A 22,355-nucleotide genomic window follows, 5' to 3' on the forward strand; every position below is an offset into this window, starting at 1 on the left:
AATTAGAAGTTAGCCTTTAATGATAGTCCGATTGAACGGGTAACCGGCAGTCCAAATGAATCTACCCCAACCCCACCAGGTGTATTTCCTGATACTTGTTCCGGATCAAATGGTGCTTTTTTATAGAAGAAAAACAAATTGGTTCCCACTAAGCTTACCGTTGCATTTCTCATATATTTTGATTGTATATCAAAGCTGTATGAAATGGATGCCTGACGTAAACGCACAGTTGTTGCACTGTATATATAGGCTTCGTCAATCCCAGTTCCGATACCTCCGGCACCACCTGTTCTCTTATAATATGCTTTTGCATCAGTAACTCCGTTATAAGCCTGTCCTGCTAATGGTGTTCCCGGAGCATATACTGCATTCGGAATGGTTACACCTCCAGCATCTCTTGCATCAGCAGTCGCCTGGCTTACTCCGTACAAATCATTTGCTTTTTCAGTAAGAGACAATACTTTACCTCCGAATTTACCATCGATAAGGAAAGATATTCCCAGTTTACCAATATTAAAAGAGTTATTAAAACCTAGAATAAACTTAGGGTTTGGATTACCCAAATATTGAGGATCACCTGTAGTACCCAATGGAACTCCGTTTTCATCTACTAAAACACGTCCCTGTTCATCTCTTTTGAATTTAACTCCATAAAGATCTCCAAAAGATCCTCCCAGTCTCAGTTTTGTAAAATCTCCACCACCCGTTAATGAGAAAAGCTGGTTTTCTGATATTGGCAGGCTTGATGGAAATAATTCAACAATTGTATTTTTGTTTGCTGAAGCATTTACTGTAGTTGTCCAGCCAAATTTTTCTGTTCCGAAAACTTTGTATGATAAAGACGCTTCAAAACCAGTATTGCGTATTTTTCCGGCATTAATATAATATGAACCTGATGGAATTCCTCCAAAATTAGATCCAATAGTTGTCTCCAACAACTGATTGCTGGCATTAGAGTTATAATAGGTAAGATCGAAATTTAATCTGTTGCTGAACATTCTCAACTCAGTTCCTGCTTCAAACGTTTTATTAAGTTCCGGGCGAGGAATAAGGTCTGGTCTGCTGGTAACAAATGAACTTTTCGGATATACAATAGTTCCTGCATCTACTCCATAAGAATAGGCATTATAATAGGCAACCATTGCATTAGAAATATTAGCTGGTAATCCTAATCCTACCGTTGCATAAGAACCTCTTACTTTCCAGAAATTAATAACTTCCGGAAGCTTAAAGATAGAAGATAAGATCGCATTCGCTCCTACAGACTCATAATCAAATCCGCTTCTTCCTGTTAATGCCAAAGTAGAATCCCAGTCATTTCTAAAGGTCATATCTACGTAGAACATATTCTTATATCCTACAGAAGCACTTGCAAAAACTGATCGCACCTGCTTTTTCAAGTTCCAGTAGATGTTATGATATCCATCTCCCGGGCTTCGGTCTACATTCCATTGCAGGTTGTTTACCGCAAACAAATTAGGATTGGACAAATAAGCATTATCAATCTGTGTTACTTTATTACTTGTGGTATTCACACTTCCTCCAACGGTAAAGTCTAAAGAAATTGATTCGCTTAATTTTGGGCTACCAATTAATAAAACATCCCCATAAGTAGACGAATTTTCATATACGTTTTTAAGGATTCTTCCATTTTGTCCTCCTGCCAGTAAACTTGGTGCTGAATAGGCTGAAATATCACGCTGACTGTCTGAACTGTTCCAGCTATAATTACCTCTTACTCGTGCCGTCAACCATGGATTAATCTCATAAGACAATGAAACAGCGCTATATGCATTTTTATTTTTAACCGTAACTGCATTTCTGTTTAAAATCCAATATGGGTTTTGAGTTTCCGGGTTTCCTTTGAAGCTTCCGTCAGGCTTTACTTCCCACCAATTTTGTGCAGGTAAAAGTCTCTTTTTATCTATGAAAGAATAGTTATCAGGTCCATACTGATCAAAATCTACCCCTCTCGGCAGCCAATATAAACTTGCTAAAGGAGAGAAAGATGCACCCGGAGTCTGTCTGTTTTTACTGTCCTGTAAGGAACCAATAAAGTTAGCATCCAATGTCAGTTTATCATCAAGAAACTTACTCGAGTTTCTGAATGACACATTATACTGATCAAAATAAGACATTGGGATCACCCCTTTATTGGTCGTATTTCCAATGGAAAAATAGTTGGTTGATTTTTCGTTTCCAGATTGGAAAGAAAGACTGTTCACCCAAGTTGTTCCGGTTTGCAGAAAATCTTTAAGGTAATCCTTAGAACTTCCTTTTGCTCCCCAGCTCTCAATATTATTTCCTGGAGATTGGGTAGGATCAGATGGATCATAGGACAAATAGCTATGCTGCAGTTTGGGCAAGCTATAAGCTCTTTCTACCGTTAAGCTCGAGCTATAAGAGATAGAGCTCTTTCCTATTTTCCCTTTTCTTGTGGTAATCAAAATAGCTCCGTTTCCACCTGCAGAACCGTATAATGCGGATGCGGATGCTCCTTTCAGGAAGTTGATGCTCTCAATATCATCAGGATTAATAGAACTTAGTACATCTCCCGGATCCGGCATATTGGAATACTGACTTATATCCGCAGACTTTCCTGTTCCATTGATAATAGGAATTCCATCCACTACATATAATGGCTGGCTGTTTGATACAGACTTATTCCCTCTCATAATCACCCTTACGGAACTACCTACACCATTGGTTCTGTTGATTTGTACATTGGAAACTTTTCCATTGATCGAATTTAATAGATTGGGAGTTTTCACTTCTGTAAGCTCATCCCCGCCAATCTGCTGACTGGAATACGTCAAAGAGCGGGCCTGCCTTTTTATCCCCAAAGAGGTGACTACGACCTCCTCAATACTGTTTGTCTTCGTAGTATCGGCTGATTTTTTCTCCTGTGCATTCGCAGAAATTGAAAAAACGAACAGAACGGGTATAACTGCTTTTCTCATAAGGTTTAGATTCGTTAGATTTAATTGAGAATCAATTACATTGCTTTATTTTTCAATACAAAAAAAATTATTGTTTTTTCAGCAAAAAATTGCCGTTTATGTATTAAATTATTTAAAGTTTTGTTAAGATTTAATTCACATTCACAAATCTAAATTTTGTATCCAATCTGATATAATACTATTTTATCATAAAACGATATTATTTTTTCAGCCATTTTATTTAAACCCGATTAAACCTCTAAATACCAACAAAATACACCTAATTAAATTCTATCAGAAAAAGAGGATTTATCTTACTTTTTTATCAAAAAAACCGAGAATAAATTCCCGGTTTTGTCTTTTATTTTGTAGAAAAAATAAATTTTTAAAGAATATTATTCAATTTTTTTCACTCCTTTAAACTGCTCTTTAAATTCTGTTGGTGTTGTCTTTTTGATGGATTTAAATACTTTGTTGAAGTTGGCAATATTATTAAACCCGGCTTCAAAAGCAATCTCAAAAACGGTAAGATTCTTTTCCATCAGCCAGCGTGCAGCATAGCTGATTCTTATCTCATTCAAATAATTGATAAAAGTTTTCCCCGTTCTTTTTTTAATAAATCTGTTGAATGTCACATTACTCATATTCACCAATGAAGCTACTTTATCCAGCGTTATTTTATTCTCAAAATTTTTATGGACAAAGTCATGAATAACCTTCATTTTATCATTATCTGCAAAAGATTCCAGCTCTATGCTATAGGAAGACAGAAGGGTTTTGTTTTCTGCAACGGCCAATTCATTCAAGATTTTCATAATTTCTATAAAAGACTCAAAACTGTTCATTTTTGACAGATTGAGAAACGAATCTTTTAGTTTTTCAGCTGTTTCCGTAGAAAAAAGAATTCCCCTGATAGAATCTTTCATCAGATTATTGATCGGTTTCAGGATATTTTTCTCCATTAGTGACTGCTGAAAGAAATCCTGATTGAATTGTATGGTGATCTCGTGAGTCTTTCTGTTTTTGCATTTATAATTGGCCCAGCAATGTGGTAAATTAGGACCAACCAATACCAGTTCTATATTTCCAATTTCACCTGTGTGGTCTCCAATCATTCTGCGATACCCTTTTCCTTTGTAGATAAAGTTAATTTCAATTTCAGGATGATAATGATATGGAAAGTCAAAAGAGGCTTTAATCCTGTCGAATACGAGAAAACTATCCTCAGGAGATAGTGGAGTTATTTCTCTCAGAATATTTTCTAATTCGCTCATACAGGCAGTTTTAAAAAAGAGGTTAATAATATAGGTCGCGGTACAAATCTTTGTAAAAATGATAAAATAAAATAAATGTAAAAACATATTTTCCATTTATTTTATTCCAATTCTGTATGTCTGACATCAGAAATTTGGATTTCAACAATTTAATAAACATCAAATCATGCTTTTTTGTATCTTTAAACTAAAGTTAAAGTATGCCGCAACCGCTTATTTTTGAAGACCAATATAAAAGACTCGGACTGGAAATATTTTCGGAAGAGAATTTGGAGAATTTCAACGGAAATCGGTTCAATACAGATATTAAAGTATTTTATATTCCTTCAGGATATGAACTTACGGTAGACTTTAATCATTACAAAATAAAAACTCCTTCATTATTTTTTTTGACAAACCAGCATCTGAATATCCAAAAAGGAAAAGGTGAATCTATGCTTCTTTTCTACAACCGTGATTTTTATTGCATTCAGATTCATGATAAAGAAGTGGCCTGTGACGGGCTCCTTTTTCATAATGTATTTGAAATTCCTTTTGTTGAGCTTGATGATTCAGAAACGAGTCTTATAAAAGGACTGTTCCAAAACATTCAGGATGAGCTTGAGTGGAAAGACTCTTCTGCCGAAGAAATGATCAGAACTTATGTAAAACAGATCATCATCCGGGCTACTAGGAAATGGAAAAAACAGAACTTAGACAATAGCTCTGTCAGAATTCCAGGCAGTGAACTTGATATTTTCCGAGATTTCAGCAGACATCTGGAAATTCATTTCAGAGAGAAACATAATGTCGCAGAGTATGCAGAACTGCTTCACATTGCACCGAAAACGTTAACCCATAAATTTAAAAATTTAAATCTGGAGTCTCCCAATCAGTTTATCATCAACAGGATTTTACTGGAAGCAAAAAGACTGCTGTTTTATACAGATAAGCCAGTAAAGGAAATCGCCTACGATCTCGGCTATGAAGATCCTGCTTATTTTAACCGTCTTTTCACCAATAAAACAGGAAGTACGCCTGCTAATTTCAAAAAAAATTACTCCTCGGGAAAAAAGTACAATATTTAACACCTTTTATCTATTGAATACTCCCTATCAACGATATACCTTTGTAACATCAAAATCAAACAATACTAAATACAAAAACAAACATTATGAGACGTAACGCAACAGCCGTTTGGAACGGTACCATCAAAGAAGGAAAAGGACATTTAACAACTCAGAGTACAACTTTAAATCAGACTCAATATTCTTTCAACAGCCGTTTTGCAGATGGTGTCGGGACAAACCCTGAAGAATTACTGGCAGCAGCTCACGCTGGATGTTTCACTATGAAACTGGATGCAGAATTATCACAGGCAGGCTACAATCCTGAAGAATTAAAAACAACTTCTGTCATCACCCTTGATCCCAATATCGGAAAGATTACAAAATCTGAACTGACTCTTACTGCTAAAGTTCCGGGAATCTCAGAAGAAGAATTTCAGAAATTTGCTAAGATAGCTGAAGAAGGATGCCCTGTAAGTGCAGCATTCAACTTTGAAATTACATTGAGTGCTACTTTAGAGAACTAAGAATCAAAGAATGCATATCAACATCAATAGGAACGGGCTTTAGCCCGTTTTCTTTTTAAAAAACAATTCCATTGGCTTTAGCCAAAACACTCAAATTAATTATTCTTCTTCAATAAAATATACCGAGTGGTATATTTTTGTATATTTGCATAATATTTAACCATCTATAATGTCGAAGGCAGAAAAAACAAAACAGCATATTATTGAGAAAACAGCAACTCTTTTTAATACGAAGGGTTATATTTCCACATCGCTGTCTGACATTACCCAGGTAACCGGACTGACAAAAGGCAGTATTTATGGAAATTTTGAAAACAAAGATGAAGTAGCTATTGAAGTTTATAAATACAACGCCGGATTGTTGGGTAAAACGCTCAATCGCTCTTTTGGAGAAGAGTTTCACACTTCATTGGATAAACTTCATGCGCTTGTAGATTTCTACCGAAAAAACTGGAAGTTTGTTTTTGCCAACGGAGGATGTCCGTTAATGAATGCTGCAACAGAAGCGGATGATTCTTTCCCTGCCTTAAAAACTCAGGTTAAAAGATCTTTTGAACAGTGGATGACTAAAATATCAGGCGCCATTGTGGAAGGACAAAGCAAAGGTGAAATTGATAAGGAAATCAATGCAGAACAGTACGCATCTTTATTCATCATGCTTATTGAAGGAGGAATTCTGCTTTCTAAAACAATGGGTGACCAGAGATTTCTCAACAACGCTTTAGACAAAGTTAGCAGCATGATTGATCATGAACTCAATATTCTTCCATCATAAATTATACAACATGGAAACAAAAAAAGTGGCTATTGTAGGATACAACAGAATTCCTTTTGCCAGAATGAATACCGCTTATTCGGAACAGAGTAATCAGGATCTCCTGCTTGCTTCTCTAAATGGGTTGATAGACCGCTATCATCTTAAAGGAAAACGACTGGGAGAAGTTGCCGGCGGTGCAGTGATTAAGCACATTTCCGAAAGCAACCTCATCAGAGAAACTGTAATGAATACGTCTCTTGATCCTGTAACTCCCGCTTGTGATCTTCAACAGGCATGTGATACAGGTATTGAAGCAGCTATCTATATTGGAAATAAAATTGCTTTAGGACAAATTGAAAGTGGTATCGCCTGTGGAGTGGAAGCTATGAGCAACATTCCGTTTGAGTCATCACAAAGATTAAGAAAAGCCTTGTTAAAAGCCAATAAAGAAAAATCAGCATTTGGAAAATTAAAACAATTATTAAGTCCAAAGCTAAAAGACTGGATGCCTATTCCATACAAAGGACAGGAACCAAAAACAGGTCTGGTAATGGGTGAACACACAGAAATTACCGCAAAATATTATAAGATTCCCAGAGAAGAACAGGATCAATTAGCTTTAAAAAGTCATCAGAATATGGCAAAAGCGTATGATGAAGGGTTCTTTGATGATATGATCACTCCAGCATTCGGTTTAGATAAAGATAATAACTTAAGACGTGACAGCAGTCTTGAAAAATTATCCCAATTAAAACCTGCATTTGATAAGCAAAACGGAACTTTGACCGCAGGAAACTCGACACCATTTACCGATGGAGCTTCAGCAGTTTTACTGGCCAGTGAAGAATGGGCAAAAGCCAATAACCTTCCTATTTTAGCTTACATCACTTTTTCAGAAGTGGCAGGAATAGAATATGTAGAAAACCAACAGGATCTGCTTCTTGCTCCGGTTTTCGCAGCAGAAAGAATGCTAAAAAAAGCCGGAATGAATTTGTCTGATTTCGATTATTATGAAATTCACGAAGCATTTGCAGCTCAGGTTTTAGCCACTATAAAAATCTGGGAAAATGATGAGCTTGCGCAAAAATTCGGGTTGGAAAAAGCCCTCGGAAAAATAGACAGAAGTAAGTTGAATGTAAAAGGAGGAAGCCTTGCAGCAGCCCATCCATTTGCAGCAACAGGAGGAAGAATTATTGCAACATTGGCAAAATTACTTCATGAAAAGGGCAGTGGAAAAGGGTTTATATCGATCTGTGCAGCACGTGGCCAGGGAATAACCATGATTTTAGAAAAGTAAAAGACTAAGTATGGATAGATTAGCACAATTAAAACAATTCATTGGCAAAGAATTTGACCAGTCACCATCTCCTTTTATGAAATGGTTGAATCCTATCGTTCTTTCTGTAGAAGAAGGACAGCTGGAATTCCAATATACCATAAGACCGGAATGGCTGAACCCGATTGGAAATCTTCATGGCGGAGTTACCGCTGCCATTATAGATGATGTCATTGGTGCCACCATGTTTTCTTTAAATGAAAATTCTTTCATTACCACTATAAATAATGTCATTGATTATTTTTCAACTGCAAAAGAAAATGATAATATTGTAGCCGAAACTAAAATCATTAAAAGAGGGAAGCAATTTGTAAACGCTCAGTGCGAAATATGGAACGCAGATAAGACCCGTTTAATAGCGAGAGGAACCTCGAATTTATTCAAAATCAATAACTAAGTATGAAAAGAGTTGTCATTACAGGTCTTGGCGCAGTGACGCCTTTGGGAAATAATGTCGAAGAATTTTGGCAAAACAGTATCAATGGAGTGAGTGGAGCAAACAAAATCACCCATTTTGACACAGAAAAGTTTAAAGTACATTTTGCTTGTGAGGTTAAAAACTTTGATCCAAAAGTTCATTTAACACACAACGAAATCAAAAGAAGTGATTTATTTTCACAATATGCCATGTACTCCACAGCGGAGGCACTAAAAGATTCCGGGCTTGAACTGGAAAACATGGACCCATTTGATGTAGGTGTTATCTGGGGGACAGGACAAGGAGGAATGTGGACTTTCGAAAGTGAGGTTATGAATTTTGCTGCCGGCGACGGAACACCAAGATTCAATCCTTTCTTTGTACCAAAATTTATTGCCAATATGGCATCGGGAATGATTTCCATGAAATATGGTCTCCAGGGAATCAATTATACCACTGTTTCTGCTTGTGCAACAGGAAATACAGCATTAATGGATGCCTTCAACTATATCCGTCTTGGAAAAGCAAAAGTAATTGTAAGCGGTGGTTCTGAGGCTGCTATTTCTCCGGCTTCTATCGGAGGATTTTCCATAATGAAAGCGATGTCTACACGAAATGACGATTTTACAACCGCCAGCCGTCCTTACGATGCAGAAAGAGATGGTTTTGTGATGGGTGAAGGTTCCGGAACTTTGATTCTGGAAGAATATGAGCACGCCAAAGCAAGAGGAGCAAAAATCTATGCAGAATTGGTAGGTGCAGCAATGACAGCGGATGCCTATCACATGACGGCACCTCATCCTGACGGAGTAGGAGCAATCAAAGCAATGCAGCTGGCTCTTAACGAAGCAGAGATCAATGTAGATGATATTGATTATATTAATCCACATGCCACTTCTACTCCACTTGGAGATTTGGTTGAGTTGAACGGAATTAATAAATTATTTAAAGGAAGCAAAAATCTTGATATCAGTGCAACGAAATCCATGACAGGCCATCTGTTGGGCGCTGCGGGAGCTGTTGAGGCTATTCTTTCTATTAAAGCCATTCAAAACGGAATTATTCCGCCAACGATTAACCTTCATTCTATTGATGAGAATATTCCACAGGATATTAATATTGTATTTGGAGAAGCAAAAGAAAAAGATATTACCTATGCTTTAAGTAATGCCTTTGGGTTTGGAGGTCACAATGCGACATTAATTTTCAAGAAATTCATATAATTTGAATTAAAATAATTGAAAAAATCCCTGTATGAAAGCCATACAGGGATTTTTTTATTCTATCTTATCTTTAACTGTTACATAAAATCAGCATCAGGAATGAAAAGGTCACTCTCATTCTCTACAATCGGGATATAAAGTCTCTCCCATTTTTTACCTTTCACCATATCCCAACTGTGCCCGGCTCCTTTAAGATCTTCAGCTAAAAGGATGATTCCTGGTTTAATAATAAATGTAGATCCATCTGTTACTTTAAATCTTATATTTCCTTTGATAGTAATGACATACTGCCTTCTGGGTGCTGGATGCTCATTTTTTTCCCATTCTTCTGTTTCATTACTTATCCAGAAACCCTTTGCCTTTATATGTTTAAGAGTGGGCATTTTACCTTTCTCAAAAGTACATGAGCCATCAGGATTATTAATCAGTCTTATGGCTGGAATGAATCCTATAGATGTTTCCAGAGCTACATTTATCTTTTTGTGATTTTCATGTTGTCCATTCATCATTCTATTATACTTTAAGGCTAAAAGAGTTATATAAATGTAATTGTTATTTTCGAATTGCAAGACTTATTTTAAAAGAAAAAGAGCAGCCAAATCTGACTGCTCTTTTAATCTTTATGCTTTCAACCATTCCGAGGAAGAAAGATAATTCTGATCAGGATAATAAATGAACAGACAGTTTTTACCTTTAATCGTATTGATTATAGACTGTGTCAGTTCTCTTGGGACGGCAGGGCATCCCCAGCTTCTTCCAATTCTTTTGTGCATCGTAGCAAATGTATCACTTACATAATCCGCTCCATGCATTACAATTGCTCTTCTGTATGCAGCATCATTAAAGCCCTTATCCATTCCCAATAACTTAAGAGAATATCCGTTATCACCCTGATAGGTTGCATCCGTGATATAAAATCCAAGACTGCTCTGCAGCGAACTTTCCTTGTTAGAAAAATTCGTCGCAAATTCTTCTCCTGTATTTTTTCCGTGTGCCACTAATGAGTTGAACAGAACTTTTTTGTCTTCCAGGTCAATGATCCAAAGTCTTTTTGTGTTAGAAGACATAGAAAAATCGCAGATAGTCAATAAATGCGAATCCTGGGTAAGCAATCCTGCTTTTTTTAAATTTTCATAACCAGTTAAAGCTTTTGAGAACACTTCATAATTCAGTTCGTGTTCCGGGTCAAAGGCAATAGACTGGTATAATGCTTCTGATGAAGAGATGGCTGTTGTGCCCTTCTCAGATTTCGTTTCAGCTACTTTTTCAGTTTTCGTTGTTGTTACATTCTCACTTTTCGCCGCTACTCTTGGGGAAATGTAGAATGAAGTCGTCACCATGTAAACAAGGCCTAATACACTATAAAATCCTTTCATTCAATACTATATAAATCCAAATTAGTGGGGCAAAATTATAAAAACATAATTACCAAGGGGTTATAACTCTAAAAAGTTTAACGCTATTTAAGAAACTTTAACGTCCTGATTTTGTGAATTAAAGTAGTTATTTTTGTGAATCCGGAACAAATTCCAGGCTTACAGAATTCATACAATACCTCAGTCCTGTAGGTTTTGGACCATCATCAAAAACGTGTCCAAGATGGGAATCACATCTTTTACAAAGCACTTCTACTCTATCCATTCCATAAGACTGATCTCTCACATAATAGACTCCTTCTTTATCAGCTTCAAAGAAACTGGGCCACCCACAGCTGCTGGAAAATTTTGATGTAGAACGGAACAAATGATTTCCACACACTGCACAATAGTATTCTCCTATCTCATCAAATTCGTTGTATTTTCCTGTAAAAGCTCTTTCTGTTGCCGCTTCTCTGGCGATTGCATATAAATCCGGAGCGAGGATTTTCTTCCATTCTTCATTGGAAACGGTAAGTTTTGTAGTATCGGTTCTGGAATAGTATGGATTGTTTTTTGCTTCTGTATTTTCCATAGGAGTTTTTTTAATAGGTTCGTATTTCTTCGTACATGCCTGCAGAAAAAATAATAAGGGGACTGAAACTAAAAATTTCATCGTAAATTTCATTCTTTAACCACAAAAGTTTTGAGGTTTAAAAGCTTTTATTAAGATTAAACGGTTTCATAACCAAATTTAGTAAATTTGAGAATATGAATGACGAAGCAAAAAGAAAACAACTCAGAAAATATAAAGCATTTGCCACTGGATTATTTGTCCTGATGGCCATTATTTTCATTGTTACCACTATTTTACAGAAGTCTAATAATTCTCATTGGATCGGCTATGTACGCGCATTTGCTGAGGCCGCTATGGTGGGGGCTCTTGCTGACTGGTTCGCGGTGACTGCATTATTCCGACATCCGCTGGGGCTTCCTATTCCTCATACCAATCTGATTGAGAACAGTAAACAGAGACTGGGAGACAATCTTGGGAGTTTTGTGGTGGGCAATTTCCTTTCTCCTCAGAATATACGGCCTTATATCCAAAAGCTTAAAGTTTCTAATTTTGTCGGGGAATGGCTGGGCAAGGAAAAAAGTCAGGAGATTTTGATTAAAAATCTTTCTGATATTGTTCTTGATATTCTTAATAAGCTTGATGATTCTACAGTAAGCCAATTTATCAGTAAAAAAGTTGCTGAAATGACTGATGACATTAAACTTAATAAAGTAGTAGGAAACGGAATTGGCTATATTCTGGAAAAAAATGACCATCAGAGAATCATCACCAATCTTTCGAAACAGATCAAAGAATACATCATTGAAAACGATGCAATGATTCAGGACCGTGTAAAGAAAGGCAGCTATTCATTCATTCCATCTTTTGTAGATACTAAAATTGCCGATAAAATAGCCGACGGACTTTCTGATTTTTTTAAAGAAATAGAAGAAAATCCTGAACATGAAGTGAGAGCATTGATTACTCAGAAAATTCATGAATTCTCTGTTGATCTGAAAGAAGATCCTAAATGGGATGAAGAATTTAAAACCATCAAAAACGGACTTCTGAAAAATGACAAGCTGGACGAATATTCCAATGATATCTGGGTTTCGATCAAAAAAACACTGATGAAAGAACTTCAGGAGGAGAATTCTGCTTTGAAAAACTATCTTACTAAAAATTTGAATGAATTTGCCCAAAATTTAAAGACCGATGAAAGCCTTCAGAACAAAATTGATCATTGGGTGCGTGTGACAGCTTATAAATATATTCTGAAAAACACCCATCAATTTGGGAACCTCATCAGTACAACTGTTGGGAACTGGCAAGGAAAAGAATTGAGTGAAAAGCTGGAGCTGGAAGTGGGAAAAGATCTGCAATTTATCCGGGTCAACGGAACATTGGTAGGAGGTCTAGTGGGACTCATCATTTACACCATCGCTCACTTCTTCATTTAAAAAAACTAAAAACCAAGATAACTCAACCATGAAAAAAATTTTTACGGTATTCTTTTTCTTTTCCCTTACATTTTTCTTCTGTCAGAAAGTTGAATTAAAAAAAGTAACGGATACTTCGCAGACCTTTATCGGAGAGATTGCAGGAATACCCATTACCATTGAGATCAATTACACAAGAATAGTAGATTGTGACCAATATCAGCACTACGTTGACGGATGGTATTATTATGACAAATACAAAAAGAGAATTCCTCTCACCGGAATATATGATTACTATGGAAATCTCTCTCTTTATAATTTTGGAACGAAACAAAAACAGAAATCAAAGCTTCTGAAGGAACAGATCACCTCTCTGCAGAAAGTAGAAAAAACAGACGAAATTGCACAAAAGCTCCTGCCTCTGGAATACTTTATATTTGAAGAGGTCAATAGGAGTAAAAATCCGGTTTCGGGGCATTTTTATGTTGGAAAAAAAGTTCATCCCGTAAAACTATCTACAGGGAATGTTATGATCTATCGCCTCAACAATTATCTCTTTCTGCCTAATAATAAAAAGCTCAACACCTATGATTTTATTAATAAAGCAGGTGGGAACGAATTAATTTCCTATGCCGCCGGAGAAAACGGAAATAGAGTTCTACTCTATTTTGAGCAAACATCAAATTTTAATGCTTGTGGAAGATGCGGAGCAAGTGAAGGTGAGAAAGGCTACAGGGTTCTTTATTTTACGAAAGACTGGAATTATAAAAACTACCAAGAATTCCTGATAGAAAGTTGTCTGGAAAACATCTATGATGCTACCAAAACAAAATCCAAAGACAGTCAAACAATTAAATATAAAATAGGTAAATCCGATAGCACACCAGCTCATACACTTACCGTTGATATTAAAAGTGCAACCATCGTAAAGTCAAAATAAAAAAGAGAGTCATATCAACTCTCTTTTTGTTATTATCTTGGTAATCTGCTTGCTCTTTTCAGAATTTCCTTGTTGATTTCGTTGATCAGTTCCGGACCTTCATAAATAAATCCTGTATACAGCTGAATCAGGCTGGCTCCTGCATCTAGTTTTTCCATAGCATCTTTTGCAGAATGAATTCCTCCTACCCCAATGATTGGGAATGCTCTGTTACTTTTATCAGAAAGGTATTTGATCATTTTTGTACTTCTTTCACGAATCGGCTTTCCGCTTAATCCACCATTTCCGATCTGTTCTAAAACTTCCGGAGAGGTTTTCAATCCTTCTCTGTTTACTGAAGTATTGGAAACCACGATACCATCAATTTTTGTTTCGGCAATCAGTTCAATGATTTCATCTAATTGATTGTTATTCAGATCAGGAGCTATTTTCAGTAATATTGGTTTCTGTACAGATTTTGACTGGTTTATTTTCTTCACTTCTGTGATCAGCTCTCTCAGATAGTCTACATCTTCAAGTTTGGCGTGGCTTCCTACATTCGGACAGCTTACGTTCAGTACAAAGTAATCTACATGAGGATGAAGACCTTCAAAACAGTCCAGATAATCCTGGGTATAATTTTCCGGGGTTGTATCTGTATTTTTCCCGATGTTTCCACCGATGATTATTTTTCCTTTATTGGATTTCAGTTTTTCAATAGCGGCTTCAAGACCTTCATTGTTGAATCCCATTCTGTTGATAATTCCGCCATCTTCAATGAGACGAAACAGTCTTTTCTTAGGATTTCCGACCTGAGCTCTTGGGGTTACCGTCCCGATTTCTACAAAACCAAAACCTAAGTCTCCTAATTCGTTAAATAACACTGCATTTTTATCGAAACCGGCTGCCAGTCCTACAGGATTTTTAAATTTTAATCCAAAAAATTCTCTTTCCAGACGTTTGTCTTCAATAGGTTTTGGGAAAAATAGTTGGGTAAGAAATCCAAAATTTTTAAGCATTGAAAATGTAAAGTGATGAACATCTTCAGGGTCAAATTTGAAAAGGATCGGACGAATGAGCGATTTGTACATTGAAAAAAAGTTTTACAAAATTACTCATTTTAAAATTAATGCTAGATTGATATATGATATTTTATCAAAATGTCTGATCTATAGTATCTATAAGTTGGAAAACAACTATATATTCTATAAATCAGAGAGATTTTTTAACGCTATGATCGCAAAGAAATATCACCATCCTGAAAACATTTTGGTTCGCAAGGGCGTTTCACTAAGCGAAGTACACGCTATCTGTATTTGCTGAACGAAGTGCCCTTACGATTGGAAATAAAAATAAACTTTGCGAGCATTGCGTTAAAACAATAGGTACAGAGAAATATCTCCATTATAACTTAAATGGGTAGAATAATTGGAAAATATTACCTTGTCAGGCTGGGCCAGGTGAAGAATCGTTTGGTTTAAATTAAGAATACGCACTCAGATCAAATTTCAGAATATCCCCTACTCTTTTGAAATCTTCATCTATAGTGGCATTTACAGTGATTCTCTCGTTAGAAACAGGATGATTAAAAATCAACTGATGGGCGTGAAGCGTCATTTTGTTGACGTCAAATGTCTGAAGCCATAATTTATTCTGTTTATTGCAGCCATGTTTGCGACAGCCTAAAATAGGATGCAGAATATGTTTAAAATGTTTTCTCAACTGATGAAACCTTCCCGTTTCAGGAATTGCTTCTACTAAGCAGTATCTCGAAGTCTGATGTTTTAAGAAAGGTAAATCTATTTCCGAAGTTTGTAAACGGCGATAGTAAGTAACCGCATTTTGCTTGACTTCATTTTCGTTGATTAAATCATAATCAATTGTTTCTTCTTCTTTTGCCCAGCCCCGAAGAATGGCCAGATATTTCTTCTCCACTTCGCGTGATGCAAACTGTTCGCTCATGATTCTAAGGGTATCTTTATCTAAAGTAAACAGCAGAATACCTGAAGTTTTTCGGTCTAACCGGTGTACGGGATATACTTTTTGTCCAATCTGTTTCTTCAGCTCCTGAATAGCATAGGTATCGGCTTCTCCGGCATAGAAGGATTTATGTACCAATAATCCGCTGGGCTTGTTGATGGCAATAATATATTCGTCGTGATAAAGAATTTCTAACATGGTACAAAAGTAGAAATTTTCAACTGATATAGCCCTGATTGCAGCGACATCCTTTTGCGAAATACAATGGAGCAAAAGATACAGCGGAAAGCAGGTTCCCGGCTCCTGGAAAATTAAAATGTAAATATTTGTCTGTTTATTAACTGCTTTTTTTACTGAATCTCATGATTTTGATTCCAAATTCATATTTTTGCACATCAGACGTTAAAAAAATTATGGCAAAGCAAGAAGATGTTTTCAAGAAAGTGATTTCTCACGCTAAAGAATATGGTTTTATTTTCCCATCGAGTGAGATCTATGATGGTTTATCCGCTGTTTATGATTATGGACAGAACGGTGCCGAACTTAAAAATAATATCAAACAATATTGGTGGAAAGCTATGGTACAGCTTAACGAAAATATTGTCGGCATTGATTCGGCGATCCTTATGCACCCAACTACATGGAAGGCATCAGGCCACGTAGACGCTTTCAACGATCCATTGATTGATAATAAAGATTCTAAGAAGCGTTTCAGAGCAGACGTTTTGGTAGAGGATTATTGTGCTAAAATTGAAGATAAAGAGAACAAAGAAATCGAAAAAGCAGCAAAAAGATTCGGTGATGCTTTTGATAAAGATAAGTTTGTTGCTACGAATCCAAAAATTATTGAATACAGAGCAAAAAGAGAGGCTATTCTTTCGAGGCTGGCAAAATCTCTGGAAAATGAAGACCTTGCTGATGTAAAAGCTTTGATTGAAGAGCTTGAAATTGCAGATCCTGATACAGGTTCTAAAAACTGGACAGAGGTAAGACAATTCAACCTGATGTTCGGAACTAAATTAGGTGCTTCTGCTGACAGTGCGATGGACCTTTATTTAAGACCAGAAACGGCTCAGGGTATTTTTGTTAACTTCCTGAATGTGCAGAAAACTTCACGTCACAAGCTTCCTTTCGGTATTGCGCAGATTGGTAAAGCGTTCAGAAACGAGATTGTTGCAAGACAGTTTATCTTCAGAATGCGTGAATTCGAACAGATGGAAATGCAGTTCTTCGTTGCTCCGGGAACAGAACTTGAATTCTACGAGCAATGGAAGCAAAAACGTCTGAACTGGCACTTAGCATTAGGTTTAGGAAATGATAATTACAGATTCCACGATCACGAGAAACTGGCTCACTATGCGAATGCTGCAGCTGATATTGAATTTAATTTCCCATTCGGATTTAAAGAATTGGAAGGAATTCACTCAAGAACAGATTTCGACTTAAAAGCGCACGAGGAATTCTCAGGAAGAAAGCTTCAGTTCTTTGATCCTGAAAGAAACGAAAACTATGTTCCTTATGTTGTTGAAACTTCAGTAGGTTTAGACAGATTATTCCTTTCTATATTCTCACATTGCTTAAGAGACGAAGTATTGGAAGACGGTTCAGAAAGAACAGTTTTATCGTTACCTCCGGCATTAGCGCCAATTAAAGCCGCTATTCTTCCATTGATGAAGAAAGACGGTTTAGCTGAATATGCTGAAAAGATCTTCAATGATCTGAAGTATGATTTCAACTTATTCTACGAAGAGAAAGATGCCATCGGAAAACGTTACAGAAGGCAGGATGCGATTGGTACTCCATACTGTATCACTGTGGATCACGACTCTTTAACGGATCATACGGTAACCATCAGAGACAGAGACACGATGCAGCAGGAAAGAGTTCCTGTTTCAGAGTTGAGAAGAATCATTGATGAGAAAACAAACTTCAGAAATTTACTTTCTAAAATATAGTTTAAAAGCCCTGTTTTTCAGGGCTTTTTTATTTTCTGAAAAACATATAGCAGAAATGATTATTTTTGTGAAAAATACAAACCATGAAAAAAATCACCTGCCTTATGCTGGGCCTATTCTATGGGCTATTTCATTCTCAGACTCAAGATCTTGCAACCATTGCACAGGGAAAATATCTAGGCTTACAATCCATTTCTGACAACGAAAAGAATCTTTTCGGATACATGGCTCTTTACGACCTTGGTAAAACAGAAAATGATAAGAAAAAAAACAAATTAGAATATTTTTTGTTTGATAAAAATCTTAATTCTCTTTCAACAGGAAATTTTGAGAGTGACGAGACTGCTGTTGAATACTATCCTTACCTTAATTCAAAGAAACAGCTTATCATCACTCCTTCCTTTAAACTCCATGACTACGCTTTTGATAATTCATTTTATGTCCCTTCTGATTTTATTATTGATCTGCATGACTATCAAATTAAAAAGAAGGATAAGTTGGAGTATGACGGAACCAATCTGACATCTATTTCATCTTCAAAAACGAACAGGGAATTAAAAGACGACAATAAGGACCTTAAAAAAGAAAAAGGATATAAACTATATTCTGAAATTGTAGAACTAGACAACGGACAAACTGTTATTTCCGAATTTAAAGATGCTAAAAACGGTTTCAAGGATATTAAGGTAAGCCTTTTCAGCAAAGATCATCAGAAACTCTGGGAATACCCTTTTTTTGATAAAGACCATAAAAACAATTCTGTTAAGTTTAAAATAGCCAATTATGACGACGATGTTTTAATCGCAAAAATATTTAAATACCAGGAGGGAGATCCTGAATATTATTTTATGGTTTTTGACATGAAGACTGGAAAAGTTTTAAATCAGCTTCCATTTCCCTATGAAACACATCTTTACATTTCTTTGAATTCTGTTGACGGAATTATAAACAGCAAATATAATACGGACAAAACATTAACATCATTATTAAAGTACTCCGGGAGCTCTTCAAATATTGAAGGTTTTGTAAAACTCACTTATGACAAAACCCGGAATCAACTGTCTTTTAATGAAACAAATTTTCAGGATCATTACAAAGACCATAAAGATATTGAAGAGCTGAAAGAGCCTTTTGACTCTAAAGATCTGGATATAAAATCCGTCAATTTTTTACAAAACAATGATGTCTTTGTGATTTTACAAAAAATCAACAGAAGAAACAATGACGTTTCAGATCTTGTGGTGATGGATTATGATCCTGATATGAATCTAAGGAATATAAAAACATATCCTTCCCAGAAAAACAGCACTTACCTTTTCTCACAATATTTGAACGACAAAAAAGATATTGCCTTCTTTTATGCCAATACAGAAAAGAAAAACAAAGAAAAAAAATGGAGCCTTTATATTAATACTTTTATAAACGGTCAGTTCAAACAGGAAGTTTTGCCCATGTCTTCAGAAAATAATTTTGTCATTCCTTACAATGCAAAAGAGGGGTATATTTTGCTTCAGGAACTCAATGAAAAAGAGAAATACAATAAGATTCGTTTGGAAAGATTAAATTATTAATTTTTCTTTTTACTAATTCAGTATTTTTGACATTCAAATTTTAACCATGAAAAAAATAACGCTGATCATGTTTGGGCTCATCCAGACATTTGCATTTTCCCAAACTCAGGATCTGACAACACTTGCAGCCGGGGATCACGTGGGAATGAATGCTCTATTCGATGATAAAGACAATCTTTACGGCTATGTTTCTCTATATTCTTACGGAAAATCCGGTGATAAAACCAAAAAGTTTGAATATGTAATACTGGATAAAAACCTCAACCCTGTTGCCAATAAAGAGTTTGAAGGAGATATTACAGCTGGCTCTTACTTAGGCTATGTTGATTTTAAAGGACAAATTATCTTGAAACCATCCATGATGGATTATTCCCTTGTAAAAAGCAAAGAAATCTTCACTCCGGTTTCCATGGTGATCGATCCGAAAACCAACTCTATTACCAGAAAAATCTATTACGACTATCTGGAAAACGGAAGCTTCAAAGAAATCAACGAGCCGAAAAGCTGGAAAGAACAGCGTAAGGACAACCGTGATGAGAAAAAAGAGAAGGGCTACAACTATGTTTCTGCTGTAGGAGAACTGAAAGAAGGCGGTTATTTTGCCGTTGAATACAAAGATTACGGAAAGTATGAAAACAGCAACAGCCTTATGAAGTTTGATGAAAATAAAAAAGAAGTCTGGAGATATAAATACAATACGGAGGGAAGCAAAAAGCTATACACGGCTTTATCTGTTCTGGAAAGAGACGAGAATTATATGTACTGCATCATGAAAAAAGTGAATGACAAGCAAAAAACATTCAGTCTTCTGGTTCTTGATATGAAAACAGGAAAAGAAAAATCCAACAAACCCGTTACCGGATTATCTGATGATACAATAGACAATATTGAATCCTTCTACTCCAATTACCGAAAGATTGATAACGATAAAACTTTTGATGATAAAGTAGTTTTATTAGGAAGAAACTATGATGATTCTGAATCAGTAGGATTTGCAAGAATGATTCTCAACAAAACCGATTTTTCAGTAGATACCAAAGCAATCAATTATGAGCCTAATATCTCCGCATTTCTTCCAAAACTCAATAGAAATGGTATGGTAGAAAGCGGCTATATGCTTCAGACCAAAGACATGTACTTCATGAATGACGGAAGTGTTGGTATTTTATCAGAAAAATATAAACCGGCAGGTCAATATAACGCTCCGAAAACCACCGATCTTGTGTACATCTATACCGATAAAGATTTCAAAGTGAAAAATGTGCAGGTTTTCGAAAAAGAGAAATCAAAATGGGTAAACAGTGATTACCTGTTCTCACAATACCTCAACGGAGGAAAAGACGTGGTATTTTTCTACCGCGATTATCAAAAAGACGAAGTAACCAAACAGAAAAGATGGAATCTGTTTATCAATACCATTATTGATGGAAAATTCAAACAGGAGATTATTCCCATTTCTGAAAAAGACAATTATGCGGTAACTCCTTATGTAGGAAAAGAAGGCTTTATCCTTCTTCGGGAATATAACGAGAAAGAAAAGTTCAATAAAATCCGTTTGGAGAAATTAAATTACTAATATAAAAGAAGAATCCTGATCTGCATCAGGGTTCTTCTTTTTAAGTTTTGGCTAAAGCCTGTGGAATTTTTGTTATTTAAAAAACGGGCTAAAGCCCGTCCCTATTGATATATAAACTATTTATATCAAGATCAGTTTACCTTCGCTATAGTCTCATTCGTCTGATAAAAGTCTGCAATATTCTTTATTTCATCCAGGCTTAAGTTCCACATAAAATTCAGAAACTGCTGGTAACTTTCACTCTGATTTTTAGGTTCTATTCTATCCAGATACCGGTTCAGGTTATAGTTTTTTCTCGCTTCATATATTTTAGAGAAGCATCTTCCCAACCAACTTTTATAATATTTTTCTTCCTCTTCATCCTGCAAAAACTGCATGGCAGTATAAATTCCCAATCCGTAATCTTCCGAATGAAAATAATTGGGCAGAATTTCCATTCTGGCCGTTTTCCTTAATGTAACAAAGAGCTCTGAAGGCTTTTCTGGTGCGACAGGTGCTTTAAGCTCTGCAAAAGTCTTTTTAAGCATATCAATTCTTCTGGAGACTTCGGGATGTGATGCAAGAGAATCTTTGTTCAGTTTTTCTTTGTAAAAATTATAGTTGTACAGGGAAAAATCTTCCTTTTTCATCCATTTCTCATTGAACGCTTGCTTTGGGAGATTAAATAATTTCTTATAAGTGTCCACCTTCAGTGCTCTTGGTGAGATCGTATCAAAATCCTGCAGCCTTTGAAGAGCATTTACAAATTCTGTTTTTTTGAAATCACTGTTTTTAAAAATGACATAGCCCAGAGAATCTGCCTGCATTTCGCTTTGTCTTCTCTCCACACCTTTTTTGTACACTGTGTTTTTAAGAATATCAAAAGCTTTCTGATTCTGGCTCTGGCTTCTGCTTGTTGTTGTGGATTTGATATTCTCAACAACCACTTTATCCTGTTTATCCTGTTCAATAATTTTTAAAAAAGTCTTCAGGGAATGCTCTTCTATTTTGTGCCCCAGCTCATGAGAAATTACTGCAGCAATCTGTTCTTCATTGTTCAGCCAGCTATAGAGTCCCATATTGATTACAAAAGTTCCGTCAGCAAGGCAATATGCATTGGGAGTATTATCTTTTGCGATCAAAATTTTAAGATCCTGTGGAATTTTAGGATTGTTCTTTTTAAGGCGTTGAATCATAGACTGTATACTGGCTTCAAATTCAGATTTAAAGATGAAATCCTTATTCTTCACCTGCTTTTCAAAGTCAGTTCCGAATTCTTTATAAATTTTGGATAATTCTGTACCTGTCTTCCCGGAATATTGGGATTTTAACCTTTTTACAGTCGCTTCATTATTTCCCTCGAAATTCTTTAAAAAGGCTTTTCTCTGTATATAATCTGCAGTATCTATCGGTTTGTAAATCTGGGCTATTCCTATCATCGAAAATAGGAAGCATCCCAATACAATCAGTTTTCTGGTCATAGTTTTCATCAAATAAGAACAAAA

19 protein-coding genes are annotated in these 22,355 nt (G+C 35.9%); 11 read left to right on the forward strand and 8 right to left on the reverse strand.

The features are described from left to right. Positions 1-2: 2 nt before the first annotated feature. Both ACM6F9_RS12965 and ACM6F9_RS12970 read right to left on the reverse strand, forming a co-directional pair. Positions 3-2,960: a SusC/RagA family TonB-linked outer membrane protein gene (locus ACM6F9_RS12965; RefSeq protein ID WP_414846098.1), complete on the reverse strand. Its 2,958-nt coding sequence runs from the start codon at positions 2,958-2,960 to the stop codon at positions 3-5. Positions 2,961-3,334: 374 nt separating this feature from the next. Further along, positions 3,335-4,213 (reverse strand): AraC family transcriptional regulator, encoded by an 879-nt coding sequence (locus ACM6F9_RS12970; protein WP_414846099.1) that lies wholly within the window; start codon positions 4,211-4,213, stop codon positions 3,335-3,337. A gap of 200 nt (positions 4,214-4,413) precedes the next feature. On the opposite strand from ACM6F9_RS12970, the gene ACM6F9_RS12975 reads away from it, so the two are divergent. The 6 genes from ACM6F9_RS12975 to fabF all read left to right on the forward strand — a co-directional run bounded on the left by ACM6F9_RS12975 (position 4,414) and on the right by fabF (position 9,520). Beyond that, positions 4,414-5,280: a helix-turn-helix domain-containing protein gene (locus ACM6F9_RS12975; protein WP_414846100.1), complete on the forward strand. Its 867-nt coding sequence runs from the start codon at positions 4,414-4,416 to the stop codon at positions 5,278-5,280. Positions 5,281-5,366: 86 nt separating this feature from the next. Then, entirely contained in the window at positions 5,367-5,786 is a 420-nt protein-coding gene (locus ACM6F9_RS12980) for an OsmC family protein (RefSeq protein WP_047376298.1), read from the forward strand. A gap of 169 nt (positions 5,787-5,955) precedes the next feature. Next, positions 5,956-6,561, forward strand: coding sequence for a TetR/AcrR family transcriptional regulator (locus tag ACM6F9_RS12985; protein WP_414846101.1), 606 nt, complete (start codon positions 5,956-5,958; stop codon positions 6,559-6,561). 10 nt (positions 6,562-6,571) lie between these two features. Then, the gene (locus tag ACM6F9_RS12990; RefSeq protein ID WP_414846102.1) at positions 6,572-7,840 is read left to right on the forward strand and encodes an acetyl-CoA C-acetyltransferase; all 1,269 of its coding nucleotides are present in this window, start codon (positions 6,572-6,574) and stop codon (positions 7,838-7,840) included. Between the two features lie 10 nt (positions 7,841-7,850). Beyond that, a complete protein-coding gene (locus ACM6F9_RS12995; RefSeq protein WP_255813463.1) occupies positions 7,851-8,276 on the forward strand; it encodes a PaaI family thioesterase in 426 nt (141 codons plus the stop codon). A 2-nt stretch (positions 8,277-8,278) separates the two neighbouring features. Beyond that, complete coding sequence (gene fabF, locus ACM6F9_RS13000) at positions 8,279-9,520, forward strand: beta-ketoacyl-ACP synthase II (RefSeq protein WP_414846103.1); 1,242 nt, start codon at positions 8,279-8,281, stop codon at positions 9,518-9,520. 77 nt (positions 9,521-9,597) lie between these two features. Here fabF and ACM6F9_RS13005 read toward each other — a convergent pair whose 3' ends face one another. From ACM6F9_RS13005 to msrB, 3 genes are all read right to left on the reverse strand, one after another. Then, positions 9,598-10,029 carry a hypothetical protein gene (locus ACM6F9_RS13005; RefSeq protein ID WP_414846104.1) on the reverse strand — a complete coding sequence of 144 codons (432 nt, stop codon included), beginning with the start codon at positions 10,027-10,029 and terminating at the stop codon, positions 9,598-9,600. A 111-nt stretch (positions 10,030-10,140) separates the two neighbouring features. Beyond that, positions 10,141-10,896: a murein L,D-transpeptidase catalytic domain family protein gene (locus ACM6F9_RS13010; protein ID WP_414846105.1), complete on the reverse strand. Its 756-nt coding sequence runs from the start codon at positions 10,894-10,896 to the stop codon at positions 10,141-10,143. Positions 10,897-11,023: 127 nt separating this feature from the next. Then, positions 11,024-11,470, reverse strand: coding sequence for a peptide-methionine (R)-S-oxide reductase MsrB (gene msrB, locus ACM6F9_RS13015; protein WP_414846106.1), 447 nt, complete (start codon positions 11,468-11,470; stop codon positions 11,024-11,026). 176 nt (positions 11,471-11,646) lie between these two features. On the opposite strand from msrB, the gene ACM6F9_RS13020 reads away from it, so the two are divergent. Together ACM6F9_RS13020 and ACM6F9_RS13025 are read left to right on the forward strand one after the other, a co-directional pair. Beyond that, a complete protein-coding gene (locus ACM6F9_RS13020; protein WP_414846107.1) occupies positions 11,647-12,891 on the forward strand; it encodes a DUF445 domain-containing protein in 1,245 nt (414 codons plus the stop codon). Positions 12,892-12,919: 28 nt separating this feature from the next. After that, positions 12,920-13,810 (forward strand): hypothetical protein, encoded by an 891-nt coding sequence (locus ACM6F9_RS13025; RefSeq protein ID WP_414846108.1) that lies wholly within the window; start codon positions 12,920-12,922, stop codon positions 13,808-13,810. Positions 13,811-13,842: 32 nt separating this feature from the next. Here ACM6F9_RS13025 and ACM6F9_RS13030 read toward each other — a convergent pair whose 3' ends face one another. Beyond that, the gene (locus ACM6F9_RS13030) at positions 13,843-14,880 is read right to left on the reverse strand and encodes a quinone-dependent dihydroorotate dehydrogenase (protein WP_414846109.1); all 1,038 of its coding nucleotides are present in this window, start codon (positions 14,878-14,880) and stop codon (positions 13,843-13,845) included. 391 nt (positions 14,881-15,271) lie between these two features. After that, complete coding sequence (locus ACM6F9_RS13035; RefSeq protein ID WP_414846110.1) at positions 15,272-15,967, reverse strand: pseudouridine synthase; 696 nt, start codon at positions 15,965-15,967, stop codon at positions 15,272-15,274. A gap of 215 nt (positions 15,968-16,182) precedes the next feature. On the opposite strand from ACM6F9_RS13035, the gene ACM6F9_RS13040 reads away from it, so the two are divergent. The 3 genes from ACM6F9_RS13040 to ACM6F9_RS13050 all read left to right on the forward strand — a co-directional run bounded on the left by ACM6F9_RS13040 (position 16,183) and on the right by ACM6F9_RS13050 (position 20,871). Continuing rightward, positions 16,183-17,724: a glycine--tRNA ligase gene (locus tag ACM6F9_RS13040; protein WP_414846111.1), complete on the forward strand. Its 1,542-nt coding sequence runs from the start codon at positions 16,183-16,185 to the stop codon at positions 17,722-17,724. A gap of 83 nt (positions 17,725-17,807) precedes the next feature. Beyond that, complete coding sequence (locus tag ACM6F9_RS13045) at positions 17,808-19,295, forward strand: hypothetical protein (protein WP_414846112.1); 1,488 nt, start codon at positions 17,808-17,810, stop codon at positions 19,293-19,295. Between the two features lie 46 nt (positions 19,296-19,341). Next, positions 19,342-20,871, forward strand: a complete 1,530-nt coding sequence (locus tag ACM6F9_RS13050) for a hypothetical protein (protein WP_414846113.1) — start codon at positions 19,342-19,344, stop codon at positions 20,869-20,871. Between the two features lie 131 nt (positions 20,872-21,002). Here the strand turns inward: ACM6F9_RS13050 and ACM6F9_RS13055 are convergent, their stop codons facing one another. Continuing rightward, positions 21,003-22,331 (reverse strand): M48 family metalloprotease, encoded by a 1,329-nt coding sequence (locus ACM6F9_RS13055; protein ID WP_414846114.1) that lies wholly within the window; start codon positions 22,329-22,331, stop codon positions 21,003-21,005. Positions 22,332-22,355 lie beyond the last annotated feature (24 nt).

This window comes from Chryseobacterium sp. IT-36CA2, from assembly GCF_949767875.1.
Lineage (GTDB): Bacteria > Bacteroidota > Bacteroidia > Flavobacteriales > Weeksellaceae > Chryseobacterium.